This window comes from Streptomyces sp. NPDC051219 (assembly GCF_040682335.1).
Lineage (GTDB): Bacteria > Actinomycetota > Actinomycetes > Streptomycetales > Streptomycetaceae > Streptomyces.
Window position 1 is genome coordinate 152,969 of sequence record NZ_JBFBAS010000006.1, and the last position, 13,242, is coordinate 166,210.

Consider the following 13,242-nt stretch of genomic DNA (forward strand, 5'->3'; position numbering starts at 1 on the left):
GGCGAGGGTCATGCGAACACCTACTGATCGATCCGGTCGTCGCCGTACCCGGCGGTGAGCTGGTGCGATCGCCGGTCGGCTGCCGGTGTGGGTGTCGGTGGCGCGGGGGCTTCCCAGGAACTGGAGGCGAGTTCGTCCGGGCCGAGCACGTCCTCGCCGTAGAGATCGTGCAACCAGGTGGTCCGGTAGATGGTGTCGAGGTAGCGCTCGCCAAGGTCCGGGGCGATGGCCACGGCGGTGAGTTCACGCGTGTCGTGCTGGGCGAGCCAGTCGATCGCGCCGCTGACCACCGTTCCGGTGGAGCCGCCGAACAGGAAGCCGCGTTTGGCCATACGGTGGCAGGCGCGGATCGTGTCCCTCTCCTCGACGTGTACGACCTCGTCCACGAACGACTCATCGAGCAGGGCGGGACGGACGCTCATGCCGAGACCGGGTATCATCCGGCGGCCCGGCGTACCGCCGAAAGTGACCGAGCCAACAGAGTCCACCGCGACGATCCGCACCGGTCGGTGCCACTTCCGGAAGTACCGCGCGCAGCCCATCAGGGTGCCGGTGGTGCCGGCCCCGACGAAGAGTACGTCCAGGTCTGGGAACTGGAGCGCGATCTGCGGCCCCGTCGTGCGGTAGTGCGCCATCCAGTTGGCCGGATTGGTGTACTGGCTGAGCCATACGTACCGGTCGTCGGAGTCGCACAGTGTGCGGACGTGGTCGATTCGCGCGCCGAGGAAGCCGCGTTCGGCATGCTCTGTGGTGATGACGTGGATTCGGCTGCCCAAGGCCTCCATCATCAGCCTGGCCGAGAGGTTGGACCGGGAGTCGGTCACGCACAGGAACCGGTAGCCCTTGCTGGCCGCGATCATGCTCAGAGCCACGCCCAGGTTTCCGGACGAGGACTCGACCATGATGGAATGCGGCGTCAGGATTCCGGCCCGCTCGGCGGCCTCCACCATTTCCTTCGCGGCTTTCAACTTGATCGAACCGGCGAAGTTGAAGCCCTCGCACTTCAAGAAGAGCGAGCACCCGAAGGTCGTTTGAAGGTCGACGTAGAGCTCATCCGCGTTGAAGACATGAGGAGCGGATATGACTGGCACGGTGGTCTCCTCCACTGCAGCAGAGCGCTCTTCTGGACCGATGATCTTTTCCGGACCCAATCCTGCATAAGCATCCTTGTCCTCGGACGCGGACACCGGCCGCTCATCCGTACCGGCGCAGTTCGTGGAAGAAGTCGTCGACGACGTGCAGGTCTCCGGAGCGGACAACCTCGTCGTAGACGTACTTGCCGACTGCCAGGTCGAGCACCCCGAGGCCGAAGGGGGAGAACACCAGCGGCCGGTCCGTCGGTACGGTGACCCGCCCGGCCATCACGTCGTCCAACGTGCCATTCAGGAATTCCCGGTTGCCCGTGAGCTGCTCGGCCAGATGCGGCGAGGTGTCGGCCTTCACGCAGTGCTCGATGTCGTCGACGAAGTTGGCCGAGGCGAGCACGATCTCCGGTGCGAGGTCGCGCAACGACACGTGCAGCACCAACGGATTGTGCGCGAACCACGACGGCTCGCCGACATGCGGCTCACCGGCGACCGTGGCGAAGACCACCAGGTCGCTGCAGCGGATCAGCTCCTCGGCAGTGTTGTGCACGGTGATCCTGCTCGCCGTGCCGCACGGTTCCAGGTAGCCGCAGAAGCCGGCCGAGCTGTCGGCGGACGCGTCGTGCACGCCGATGTCGTCGAACGACCAGCCGGTGCCGGCGAGGAAAGTGTGGATGTAGCGGGCGATCAGGCCCGTACCGATGAATCCGACGCGTGTCGGCCGCCGCCGGCCGCGGCTGAGCCGGTCCGCCGCCAGCGCCGCCGATGCGGCCGTCCTGGTGGCGCTGATGATCGAGCTTTCCAGGCAGGCGAACGGGTAGCCGGTGTCATGGTCGTTGAGGATGAGCACGGCCGAGGCCCTGGGGATGCCGGCCGCCACGTTCTCCGGGAAGCTGGAGATCCACTTCAGGCCGTCCACCCGCACGTTCCCGCCGATCGAGGCGGGCAGCGCGATGATCCGCGAGGAGGGGCGGTCGGGGAAGCGCAGGAAGTAGGACGGCGGGTTCACGGACTCGCCGGCGCCGTGCAGCCGGTAGGTGGCCTCGACCAACTCCACGATCTGCTTCTCGCGCCCTTGCAGCACATGCTGGACCTGGGCACCGGGGATCACCGCGAAGGGTGGCACGGTGACCGGCTCGGACATCCGGGACTTCGCTGCCGACGAGTACACGGTGCTCATGCTGCGGTCACCTCGACGGTCGGCGAGCAGTCGGCCAGACGCACCGCTTCGGCCATCGCGACCACCACTTCGCGGGGTCCCTCGAAAGGCTCTCTGCTGTGCGCGGTGCGGACGTTGTCGACGAGCATGAGGTCGCCGTCCCGCCACGGCTCGCGTGCGGTGTTGTCCTCGTAGACCTTGTTGAGCAGCTCCACGACGTTCTCGCCGATGGGGTCGCCGTTGCCGAAACGGGTGTTGAACGGCAGCCCGTCGGCGCCGTAGACATCCACGAGGTACTCGTGGACCTCCGGGGCCATCGTCCACTCGTTCAGGAACGCGATCTGGTTGAACCAGCAGCGCCGGCCGGTGACCGGGTGGCGCACCACGGCGCTGCGGCGCTGCCGGGTGCGCAGTCCGCCGTCGGGCTGCCACTCGAACTCGATCGCGTTGGCGTGGCAGTAGTTCTCGACGGCGCCGCGGTCGTCGGTGCCGAACGCCTCGGCCAAGGACGCCCCGATCTCCTCGTTGTAGCTGCGGGTCAGCATCCAGCCCTCCCGCTCGAACCGCTGGGTCAAGTCGGCCGGCAGAGCGTCGAGCACGGTCTGTGAGTCGGCCACCGCCGTGGCCCCGCCCTCGGTGGGCGCGCTGAGGCATGCGAAGAGCATCAGACCGGGGAACTCGAGCGTGTAGCTCAGTTCGTGATGCATGCACATCGGCTGGTTCTGGGGCCACTTCGACGAGGAGTAGACGCCGTGGGAGTAGACCTGCCTGGGCGCGAAGGACTCCTTCTCGGTCATCAGGCCGTTGGCCAGTCTCGAGAAGACGGCACCGGTCTGCGCCGCGTCACGCAGCCCGAGGCCGCGGACCAGGACCGAACCGTGCTCGGCGACGACAGCGCGCAGCGCGTCCCGGTGCTCGGCTGCCCAGCTCGGCGCGTCGCCGGTGGCCTCGACTCGCAGCATCGGTGGTCTGCCGGGTCGCAGCTCCACGTCGAGGAGCGAGGCCGGGGATGAGGATGACATCTCGATGTCCTTTCAGTTGCCGCTCAAGTGCCACTCAGGAAGAAGCCGCCCGTTCGGCGGCGCGCAGTACGGCCTTCGCCGCCTCGGCCGGACGGGTGCGCAGGAAGTAGTGGCCCCCGTCGGCGAGTTCGTGCAGGTCGACGTGCTCGGCCAGGAGCTGCCAGTCACGGTGTCGGCACGGGAACTCCGCCGTGCCCGGGTCGTCGGCGGCGACGACCACGGTGACCGGCGCGGACAGTTTCACTGTCGGCGGGGATTCCATGGCGTCGGCGAAATAGCGGTGTGCGGACACACAGTCGTGCCGGTAGGCGGCGCCGACATGCTCGGCGTGCCGCGCGTCCAGCCCACCGAGCGCGGCGTGGCCGCTGTCCGACATCAGCCCCGCGGTGATCTCGGCGTCGCTCCGCCCGGTCAGCTCGCCGATGGCGGCGCGCCGGTCCTTGGCGTCACCGAGCAGCTGCGCGCCGAGGAACACCCGCTGTACGTCCACTCCGCGCCGCTCCAGCTGCCTGGCCGTTTCCATGGCCAACGCGGCGCCCGAGGAATGACCCCAGAGCAGGATCTTGGTCAGGCCACGCCGGGTGATCTCGTCGACGACCTGCTCCACCACCTGTGCGAACGGCGCGAACGGCGCGCTGTCGGCGGTCACATCGTGACCCGGCAGCTCGACGGCGTGGACAGCCGGGCCGCAGCCCGCCAGTTCTCCGGCCAGCGGCTGGAAGTTCACCGCGTTGCCGCCGGCGTACGGGAAGCACACGAGGGAACCGGCCTCCTCGTCTTCCGGTTGGGACAAGGACTGCAGCAGCCCGGAGTGCCGCTCGGACCTGCCGTCGACCAGGGCGGCGAGATCGGCGAGGACCGGGTGACGGGTGACATCCTTGAGGGACACCGCACGGTCCAGGGCGATGGCGAGCTTCACCGCCGACAGCGAGGTGCCGCCCCGGTCGAAGAAGTGGTCCGCCCGTCCGATCCGGTCCTGCGCGATGCCGAGTACCGTCGCCCACGCGGCCGCCAGCCGCTGCTCGGTCGGTGTACTCGGCGGCCTGTAGTCGTCCTCGGCCACGTCGAGTTCCGCGGCGAGCACCGTCAGCGTCTTCTTGTCGATCTTGCTGTTGGCGGTCAGCGGCAGACTCTCCTGCCAGTGGAAGGCCGACGGGACCATGTACTCGGGCAGGGACGCACTCAGGTGATCCACCAGGACGGCGGCCTCGACCGGCCCGGGGCCGGAGTAGAAGGCCACCAGTTGCCTGCTCTGCTCGCCCCGGTCGGCGACCACCACCGCACCGTCGCGGACACCGGGCACCCGCAGCAGAGTGTTCTCGATCTCGCCGATCTCGATGCGGTAGCCGCGGATCTTGACCTGGGCGTCCCGGCGGCCGAGGAACTCCAGCTTGCCGTCAGGCTGCCATCGGCCGTGGTCGCCGCTGCGGTAGAGCCGTTGGCCCTTGCGGTGCGGGTCGTCCATGAAGGCCGGCCGGGTGCGCTCGGGGTCGTTGACGTATCCGCGTCCGACGCAGACCCCGGAGAAGAGGATCTCGCCGGGCGCCCCGAGCGGCACGGGCGACAGGTTCTCGTCGGCGACGTAGACGTGCACGTTGTTGACCGGTGGACCGAGCGGCACCCGTTCGCTGGCCGGCGGCCGGTCCATGACCTCGTGGTTGGTGTCGTCCGAGGTCTCGGTGAGCCCGTAGGCGTTGACCAGCTTGGTCCCGGGCCGGGCCGCGAACCAGCGCTGGGTGAGCTCCTTCTTCAGGGCCTCGCCGGTGGCCGACACGCAGCGCAGGTCCGGTAGTTCGCGGGGGTGCCGCTCCAGATGGGTCAGTACGACCTCGAGGTACGACGGCACGACCTGGAGCACGGCGACCCGGCCGTCAACGATCTTGTCGAGGAACCGCTGCACGTCCATGATCACCTCCTGCTCGACCAGGAGGGTCCGCCCGCCGACCAGAAGCGCGGACACCAGTTGCCACAGCGAGATGTCGAAGCATTGGGGTGCCGTCTGGGCGACCACCTGCCCCTCGCCGATCCCCAGGTCGTCGATCTTGGCGTAGAGGTGGTTGAGCATGCCCGCGTGCTCGCACATCGCGCCCTTGGGCTCCCCGGTGGAGCCGGAGGTGAAGTAGATGTAGGCGAGTTGGTCAGGCGTGACGACGACACCGAGATCACTGTCGGCATGGGTCTCCTCGTAGGCCGCGTCGACGAAGAGCGTTCTGACTCCGGGCAGCGAGTCGAGGGCTTGTTCGAGGGTGCTGGTGCTGCCGGGTTCGGTCAGTACGAGCCCGCACCGGGCACGGGAGAGCGTGGCCGCGATGCGCGCGGCGGGGAGATGAGGCTCGATGGGCAGGTACACGCCACCGATCTTGAAGATCGCGAGGACGGCGGCCAGCCAGTCCAGGTTGCGCTCGGTCACCACTGCGACGACGTCTTCCCGGTCCAGCCCCCGTGCCAGCAGGGCTCGTCCCAGCCGGTTGGCGCGGGAGTTGAGCTCTCCGTAGGTCCACTTCAGGTCGCCGTGGACGGCTGCGACGGCGTTCGGGTGTGCCCGCACCTGCTCTTCGAACAACTCGTGGAACCGGCGGTCGGGCAGCTCCCGGCGCGGTCCGGCGAGCCCTTCGAGCTGGAAATGGAGCTCCTCGGCGGAGAGCAGGCTCTGCCGCCCGTGCTCGGCCTCCGGATCGGCGGCGATCAACGCGAGCGCCGTCCGGTGGTAGCCGGCGAGCCTGGCGGCGCAGGCCGCGTCGATTACGTCGGTCCGGTACCGCAGCCGCAGCTCGCAGCGGTCGCCGTGTGGTGAGAATCCCACCCACAGGACGGTGTCTTCGGCCAGGTCCCCGACGGCACCCGCCGGATCGAGCACGGTCTCGAACATCGGCTCACTCAGGCCCAGTTCACGCCTGAGATCACCAATCGGGAAGTCCTTGTGCGCCAGCAGTTCCGACTCGACCCGATGGGCGTCCAGCAACAGCGACCGCCAGGAGCCGGTACCGGTTGTCAGCCGGCAGGGCAACGGGGTGCCGCCCTGCACGGCGGCATAGCCGGCCGTGATTTCGTGCTCGCCGGACAGCGCGGAGAGTACCTTGGCGTGGGCGGCCAACAACACCGAACCGAGCGGCACCGACAGCTCGTCGGCCAGTCGGTACAAGGCCGCCGCAAGGTCGTCGGGGATGGTCTCCTCGTGTTCGCACACGCCTGTCACCGGCTTGAGGCTCCACCGGGGAATCGCGGTGAAACCGCCGGCAAGGAGCACACCGTGCCAGAACTCCCCGCCGGCCTTCCCCGCTGGTACTTCCATCGGCTCTTCCCTCCGCGCCGCACCGCTGCCGCGGTGCCGCTTGCCGCTGACTGTGGCGGTGCCGGAGTTGCCCCTGCTCTCTGGGCGAACCTGCGGGTCGGTCATGTTGTCCCGCATCTCCCTGGCAGGGTTTCCTCCCCACCTTGCGTGCTGCGGGACAGTCTCGCCCTTCATCAGAAAGGAGTCGGGGGCGAGCACTGTGCCGTCGCCCATGGTGACGCCGTAGTGGACGAGTGCGTTGATCCCGATGGTGGAGCCTGCCCCGATGGTGCTGCGGTCGGATTTGAAGGTGCCGTCCTCTTGCGAGTGGCACTGGATCACAGTCCCCGCGTTGAGCGTGCAGTCGTTCCCGATGGTGACGAGCGACCTTTCCGGAAGAAAGCACCCGTCGTCGAAGACCCTGCTGCCGATCCGCACACCCAGCAGCCGCCAAATTACGTTCTTGAACGGTGTGCCGTCGAAAACGCTGACGCGTTCGGTCGCGGCGGTCACCTTCCAGTAACGCTCGTGGCGCCAGAAACTCGGCTCGTAGATCGAGCAGTACAGGGGCTTCAAGTCCCGAAATCTTGTGACGACGCGTTCGGCCAGCACGATGTGGACGAAGCTGAGCAGGAGGGCCAGGACGCCGGTCAGCGCGATCACCGGCGCACCGAGCGAGTGGTAGAGGCTCACGATGCCTGAAGCGAGAAGGGTGACCTCGAAGAGGTACAGCCATTGCAACAGCAGGTGGATTCCCATCGTGACGGCGTTGTGCTTGTTCTTCGCCGAGAGGCGGCGGCGCAGTTCGTCACCGTTCTTCAGATGGTCGAAACGGATATCACGCTCGACCGATCGTGGAATCTCGAAGCTGGGTGATCCCAGAAGTCCGACACCTTCCCGGATCTCCCCGTCGACAGGAACCATGACCTTTGTCGCAAGGAGGCAGTTGTCGCCTGTCCTGCCTTGCGACGGGTAAGCGATTTGATTTCCAAGGAAATTGATGCTCCCGATGGACACCCGGGACACTTGGAATGATGTGCTCGAGAATTCCGCGTTGATGATCGACAGCCCGTCGGCGACCATTGTTCCGCTGCCGACAGAGCTCAGGTACGGGCTCTCGTGCTTCACGTCCGTGCCGAAGTTCGACCCGGTCTGCTCGACCCTGGAAAGGTCGTACCCGAGGTAGCGCAGATAGTGGATGATCCAGGAGCTGTCGCCGAACAGGATTTTGAAGAACTTCCTGTTCGTCATGCGCGCGATCGTCCGGTGGGCCCCGTAGTGGAAGCCGTACAGGCGGTAGGTCTTGTCCGGCTTGACGGCGAGGTTGAGCACCCGGGGGACGGTGCCCACGACAAGGAGGCCGACGAACGCAGCGCCGAAGAAAAGCACGAACGACGTGGCCAGGGCGTCACGGTAGAACGTCCAGCTCGTGAAGGCGGGAGCCCCTGCGTCCCGGAGCGCGGTCAACCGCGGGATTTCGGCGAACGCAATGGTCACACCGCCGACCGCCAGCGGACCGTACGCGAACAGCAAGCCGAGGAGCTGCAGCGCGGTGTAGACGGCCCTTCTCAAGGTGCCGCAGTCGGCTGGATCGACCACCCTGTAGTCCGCCCCGCACCGCTGTGCCGGAGACCCGTGCCAGCACTCGCCGTCGGGCACGGCCTGCCCGGAGTGCAGAGAGGAGGAATGGCCGAGCTGGGCGCCGTCCCCCAGCGAGGTCGCGATGTCCATCACCGTCACCTCGCCGACGAACGCATCCTTCCCGAGAGTGACCGCCCCCGTCTGGATCAGGCCGGCGTGGGCCCGGTAGCACGTGAAGGACGAGTCCTTGCGGACAACCGTGCCGTCGCCGATGGTGAGCAGGTCGGTGCATATGGGCACGGCCTGCGAGAAGATAGCGACACCGCGCCCGATTTTCGCACCCAGTGCCCTCAGATAGAGCACATAGAGCGGCGAACCGACGAACAGAACCAGCGGGTTCGTCCGGATCAGCGTCTTGACGCACCAGAAACGGAAGTACGCCAGGCTCCAGATACGGATCTCCTGGGGCTTCCACCGGCCGATGAACACCCATTTCACCAGGACCGGAATGATGCACAGGCCGAAGAAACTCGCACTGACGAAGAGGACAGACCGCAGGTAGATGTCTACCGGACCCGATGCGCCGGAGATCCAGGCGAAGCCTCGGAACGCGACAAGCGTGACCCCGCACGAATACGCGAGGAAGAAGATGAACTGCAGCGTTCCGCAGAGGACGTACTGCGGCGTGCCGACCGGTGCGGCCACCTCGGTCGTTGTCGGAACCGGCGACTCGGCGGGCGCGGGCGTGGCGTCCGCGAGTGCCACTGCCAGGCTTCTGATCGTCGGGTGCCGGTAGATGTCCTTCATCGACACGCACGGCAGATCTTCCCGCTTCCTTACCCGTGCACAGAAATGGGCCATCAACAACGAGTCGGCGCCCAGTTCCTCGAAGAAGTGGCTTTCGGCCGACACCTGCTCGACGCGCACGATCTCGGCAAGTATCCCGGCGAGGATTCTCTCGGTGTCGGCTGTCGGGCCGGTGCACGTGCGCTCTGCGGTCGGAGATTCATTTGGAACGGGCTCCGCGACCTCAACAGATTCTTCCAGCATGCAAGCTCCTTGAGGAAAATCCGGCCACCATGGGCATGTGCGGCCGGCACCCGGTGTCCTCGTGTTCCAGCGGTGGCCGGAGCGAGTAATCCGGAAGCCAGGCGGTCGGGCGGCGCTCGTCCAGTCACAGAATCGACATCTACGTGTGCTCTCCGTCGTCCACCGCAGTCTCCGTGGTCCACCGTCGGGTCGCCACTCGTGATCGATTGCATGGCGCGGCGGCAGCCTCGACGGTGCCAGGGTTCTCAGTGCCAACACGTGAAGCCGAGTGAAGCCGAGCAGCAGTCGCAGTCACCTGCACCCATACGGGGGACGTGACGACACACCCTCGCGACGGGCGCGGGAGGGAGGTGGCGGCGCTGCCGGGACCGTCGCCTTCCCGGCCGTCTCGACCGGGATCCACGGCCGGCCGATGCGGGACGGCGCCCGGATCGCCGTGCGCACGGTGCTGGAGGCGGCCGCCGAGCCGGTGACCGAGGTGCGGTTCGTACTCTTCGGCGAACATGTGTACGAGGTTCGAGGTGGGCCTGGCAGCGCAGGCTTGATGTCGGAAATCCGCCAGCCCGAGCTCCGGCCGTGCCCGATCCTTGAACCATGCACACCGACACCGAGCGCTGCGTACGCGCCGTGCAGTCGAAGGACGCCCGCTTCGACGGATGGTTCTTCACCGCCGTACTGACCACCCGGATCTACTGCCGCCCGAGCTGTCCGGCCGTGCCCCCCAAGGTCGGGAACATGACCTTCCTGCCGAGCGCGGCCGCGTGCCAGCAGGCCGGCTTCCGCGCCTGCAAGCGCTGCCGCCCGGACACCAGCCCCGGCTCGCCGGAGTGGAACGCCCGCGCCGACGCCGTCGCCCGCGCGATGCGGCTCATCCGGGACGGCGTCGTGGACCGCGACGGCGTCCCCGGCCTCGCAGCGCGGCTCGGCTACTCCCCCCGGCAGATCGAGCGGCAGCTGCGCGCCGAGCTGGGCGCCGGGCCGCTGGCGCTGGCCCGGGCCCAGCGCGCGCAGACCGCCCGTCTCCTCATCGAGACCACGAGCCTGCCCATGGCGGACATCGCCTTCGCGGCCGGCTTCTCCTCGATCCGTACGTTCAACGACACGGTCCGCGAGGTCTTCGCACTCGCCCCGGGCGAACTGCGCATCCGCGCCGCGGCCAACGGCACCTCCCGCGGCCGGTCCACCCCGGCCCAGACCCCCGGCATGCTCTCCCTGAGGCTGCCGTTCCGTGCCCCGCTGAACCCCGACAACCTCTTCGGACACCTGGCCGCCACGGGTGTGCCGGGGGTGGAGGAGTGGCGCGACGGGGCATACCGCCGCACGCTGCGACTGCCGTACGGCACCGGAGTCGTCGCCCTCACCCCCCGGCCCGACCACATCGCCTGTCAGCTGTCGCTGACCGATCTGCGCGACCTCACCATCGCCACCAGCCGGTGCCGGTGGATGCTCGACCTCGACGCCGACCCGGTGGCCGTCGACGACCAGCTGCGCACCGACCCGTTGCTCGCCCCGCTCGTGGACAAGGCGCCAGGCCGCCGGGTGCCGCGTACCGTCGACGCCGCGGAATTCGCGGTACGGGCGGTGCTCGGCCAGCAGGTGTCCACGGCCGCCGCTCGCACCCACGCGGCCCGTCTCGTCCACGCCCACGGCGAAACGGTCGAGGACCCGGCCGGCGGCCTCACCCACCTCTTCCCGTCCACGGAGGCCCTGGCCGCCCTGGACCCCGAGGCGCTCGCCCTGCCGCGCAGCCGCCGCACGACCCTGACCACGCTGGTCGGCGCCCTGGCCGACGGGTCGCTGAAACTCGGGTTCGACAGCGACTGGGAGGAGGCCAGCGACCGGCTCACCGCGCTGCCCGGCTTCGGACCCTGGACCGTCGCGCTGATCGCCATGCGCGCACTCGGCGACCCCGACGCGTTCCTGCCCACGGACCTGGGCATGCGGCGCGCCGCCCGGGAGCTGGGCCTGCCGTCCACCCCCGCCGCGCTGACCGCCCGTGCGTCCCAGTGGCGCCCCTGGCGTGCGTACGCCGTCCAGTACCTCTGGGCCACGGACAGCCACCCCGTCAACCGCCTGCCGGCATAGACCAAGGGCAACAAGACCGCATCAGCCACATCCGGCCTCCCGGGCCGCCCGACAACTTACGGAGCCCGCATGTCCAGGCAGCACACCGTCATCGACAGCCCCTACGGTCCGCTCACCCTCGTCGCGGCCGACGGAACCCTCTGCGGCCTCTATATGACCGGGCAGCGCCACCGGCCGCCCGAGGAGTCCTTCGGCGTGCCCGACGACACTCCCTTCCCGGAGGTGATCCTGCAGCTCGATGCCTACTTCGCCGGCGACCTGAAGGAATTCGACCTGCCGATGAACCTGGAGGGCACCGCCTTCCAGCGCAGCGTCTGGGACCAGCTGCGGCAGATCCCGTACGGGGAGACCTGGTCGTACGGCGAGCTGGCCGGACGCCTGGGCAAGGCCAAAGCCTCCCGTGCCGTGGGCCTGGCCAACGGCAAGAACCCGATCGGGATCATCGTTCCCTGCCACCGCGTCATCGGTGCCTCGGGAAGCCTGACCGGCTACGGCGGTGGCCTCGACCGCAAGCAGCGGCTGCTCTCCTTCGAGCGCGGCGAGGACCGCACCGCCGGAACCACCCTGTTCTAGGAGGTGCCTGTCCGGGCCAGGAGTGCCTGTCCGGCATGTCCCGGGCCCTGCCCCCCATCAGGCCGGGTCGGGGCCGGGTCCGGCCGCAAGCCGCTTCAGCAGTGCGGGCAGCGCCGTGCCTATCCGTTCGCGTACCACCTCGTCCGCCGCGTCGTCGTACGGCGTGGGCTCGGCGTTCACCACCACCAGGCGCGCCCCGTGCTCGGCCGCGATGCCCGCCAGTGAAGCGGCGGGCTGCACCTGGAGGCTCGTGCCGACGGCGATGAACACCTCGCAGGCCTTCGCGATCGACATCGCCTTGCCCAGTACCACGGGGTCCAGGCGCTCGCCGAACATCACCGTCGCCGATTTGAGAATGCCCCCGCACGCCAGGCACGGCGGGTCCTCCTCGCCCGCGGTGACCCGCGCCAGCGCGTCCTCCATCGAAGAGCGCAGCTTGCAGCGGGTACAGGTCACGGCCCGGGCCGTGCCGTGCAGTTCGAGCACCTTCCGGGCCGGCAGGCCGGCCAGTTGGTGCAGGCCGTCGACATTCTGTGTGATCACACGCACCGGCGTCCCCGAGCGCTCGAGTTCGACGACGGCGTGGTGCGCGGCATTCGGCTGCGCCCGGAGCGTCGCGCCGTCCCGCCGCATCTTCCAGGCGCGGCGGCGGATCCCGGGGTCGGCCATGTAGAAGTCGTAGGTGACGAGCTTCTCGGCGGCGGGGTCGCGCCGCCACAGGCCGTTCGGCCCGCGGTAGTCCGGGATGCCGGAGTCCGTGGAGATCCCGGCGCCGCTGAGCAGGGCGACGAGGGGCTTGCGGGGCGTGGTCCCGTTCTCGCTCATGCGGCGAGCGTACGCAGCCGGGTGCGTACGCGGCGAGCCGATTTGGGAGCCGCCCGGACGGCACGGTGTTAGCCGGGACGGACGAGAGCGCCCGCTCAGCCCACCGGGCTACCGTTCTCCAGCTCCACTGCGCCGGTGCCCGTCTCCAGCGCTGCGTATGCCGCCCGGACCCGGCTGCCGAGCGTTCCCTTCAGGTACGCGTCCAGCTCGTCGAGCGCCACCAGCCGCCAGGAGATCAGCTCCTCCTCCTGCAACCGGATCGCGGCGAGCTGCTCCTCGTCCAGCACCCCGCCGTCGTACACGTAGGCGACGATCGGTGGCCGCTCGGCTCCCGTCACCCAGTCGACGGCCAGCAACGGGCCCAGTTCCACGACCAGCCCGATCTCCTCCACGGTCTCCCGGCGCGCACCCTGGCGCGGGGTCTCTCCCTGGTCGGACTCGATCGTGCCGCCGGGCAGCGCCCATCCCTCGCGGTAGTTGGGCTCGACGAGCAGGACACGGCCGGCGGCGTCCCGGCAGAGGGCGGCAGCCCCGGCGAGGACGCGGGGGAGGCCTGCGATGTACGTGGCGTAGTCCAAGGTCACCCCGCCA

8 protein-coding genes and 2 pseudogenes are annotated in these 13,242 nt (G+C 68.7%); 3 read left to right on the plus strand and 7 right to left on the minus strand.

What is annotated here, in order from left to right; translation table 11 throughout:
- Positions 1 to 20 precede the first annotated feature (20 nt).
- From sbnA to AB0M62_RS10295, 5 genes and pseudogenes are all read right to left on the minus strand, one after another.
- Positions 21 to 1,091: a 2,3-diaminopropionate biosynthesis protein SbnA gene (sbnA, locus tag AB0M62_RS10275; RefSeq protein WP_366073694.1), complete on the minus strand. Its 1,071-nt coding sequence runs from the start codon at positions 1,089 to 1,091 to the stop codon at positions 21 to 23.
- 103 nt (positions 1,092 to 1,194) lie between these two features.
- Positions 1,195 to 2,265, minus strand: a complete 1,071-nt coding sequence (gene sbnB, locus AB0M62_RS10280) for a 2,3-diaminopropionate biosynthesis protein SbnB (RefSeq protein WP_366073695.1) — start codon at positions 2,263 to 2,265, stop codon at positions 1,195 to 1,197.
- Complete coding sequence (locus AB0M62_RS10285; RefSeq protein WP_366073696.1) at positions 2,262 to 3,266, minus strand: TauD/TfdA family dioxygenase; 1,005 nt, start codon at positions 3,264 to 3,266, stop codon at positions 2,262 to 2,264. Before AB0M62_RS10285 ends, sbnB begins: the two co-directional genes overlap by 4 nt.
- 34 nt (positions 3,267 to 3,300) lie before the next feature.
- Positions 3,301 to 6,558, minus strand: a complete 3,258-nt coding sequence (locus AB0M62_RS10290) for an amino acid adenylation domain-containing protein (RefSeq protein WP_366073783.1) — start codon at positions 6,556 to 6,558, stop codon at positions 3,301 to 3,303.
- Positions 6,559 to 6,741: 183 nt separating this feature from the next.
- A pseudogene (locus AB0M62_RS10295) lies at positions 6,742 to 9,168 on the minus strand (Pls/PosA family non-ribosomal peptide synthetase); the annotation flags it as partial.
- A gap of 361 nt (positions 9,169 to 9,529) precedes the next feature.
- Here AB0M62_RS10295 and AB0M62_RS10300 point away from each other — a divergent pair.
- The 3 genes and pseudogenes from AB0M62_RS10300 to AB0M62_RS10310 all read left to right on the plus strand — a co-directional run.
- Positions 9,530 to 9,664, plus strand: a pseudogene (locus tag AB0M62_RS10300) (O-acetyl-ADP-ribose deacetylase); the annotation flags it as partial.
- A gap of 98 nt (positions 9,665 to 9,762) precedes the next feature.
- A complete protein-coding gene (locus AB0M62_RS10305) occupies positions 9,763 to 11,253 on the plus strand; it encodes an AlkA N-terminal domain-containing protein (RefSeq protein WP_366073697.1) in 1,491 nt (496 codons plus the stop codon).
- 69 nt (positions 11,254 to 11,322) lie between these two features.
- The gene (locus AB0M62_RS10310; RefSeq protein WP_366073698.1) at positions 11,323 to 11,826 is read left to right on the plus strand and encodes a methylated-DNA--[protein]-cysteine S-methyltransferase; all 504 of its coding nucleotides are present in this window, start codon (positions 11,323 to 11,325) and stop codon (positions 11,824 to 11,826) included.
- Positions 11,827 to 11,883: 57 nt separating this feature from the next.
- On the opposite strand, the gene AB0M62_RS10315 is transcribed toward AB0M62_RS10310, so the two are convergent.
- Together AB0M62_RS10315 and AB0M62_RS10320 are read right to left on the minus strand one after the other, a co-directional pair.
- The gene (locus tag AB0M62_RS10315) at positions 11,884 to 12,651 is read right to left on the minus strand and encodes a Sir2 family NAD-dependent protein deacetylase (RefSeq protein WP_366073699.1); all 768 of its coding nucleotides are present in this window, start codon (positions 12,649 to 12,651) and stop codon (positions 11,884 to 11,886) included.
- Positions 12,652 to 12,746: 95 nt separating this feature from the next.
- On the minus strand, positions 12,747 to 13,235 hold the full coding sequence (locus AB0M62_RS10320; RefSeq protein ID WP_366073700.1) for an NUDIX hydrolase: 489 nt from the start codon (positions 13,233 to 13,235) through the stop codon (positions 12,747 to 12,749).
- Between the last annotated feature and the right edge of the window lie 7 nt (positions 13,236 to 13,242).

Bases quoted from the DNA above. Each gene is read 5' to 3' on its own strand.
- sbnB (WP_366073695.1), bottom strand. From the start codon at position 2,265: ATGAGCACCGTGTACTCGTCGGCAGCGAAGTCCCGGATGTCCGAGCCG.
- AB0M62_RS10310 (WP_366073698.1), top strand. From the start codon at position 11,323: ATGTCCAGGCAGCACACCGTCATCGACAGCCCCTACGGTCCGCTCACC.
- AB0M62_RS10290 (WP_366073783.1), bottom strand. From the start codon at position 6,558: ATGGAAGTACCAGCGGGGAAGGCCGGCGGGGAGTTCTGGCACGGTGTG.
- AB0M62_RS10305 (WP_366073697.1), top strand. From the start codon at position 9,763: ATGCACACCGACACCGAGCGCTGCGTACGCGCCGTGCAGTCGAAGGAC.
- AB0M62_RS10285 (WP_366073696.1), bottom strand. From the start codon at position 3,266: ATGTCATCCTCATCCCCGGCCTCGCTCCTCGACGTGGAGCTGCGACCC.
- AB0M62_RS10315 (WP_366073699.1), bottom strand. From the start codon at position 12,651: ATGAGCGAGAACGGGACCACGCCCCGCAAGCCCCTCGTCGCCCTGCTC.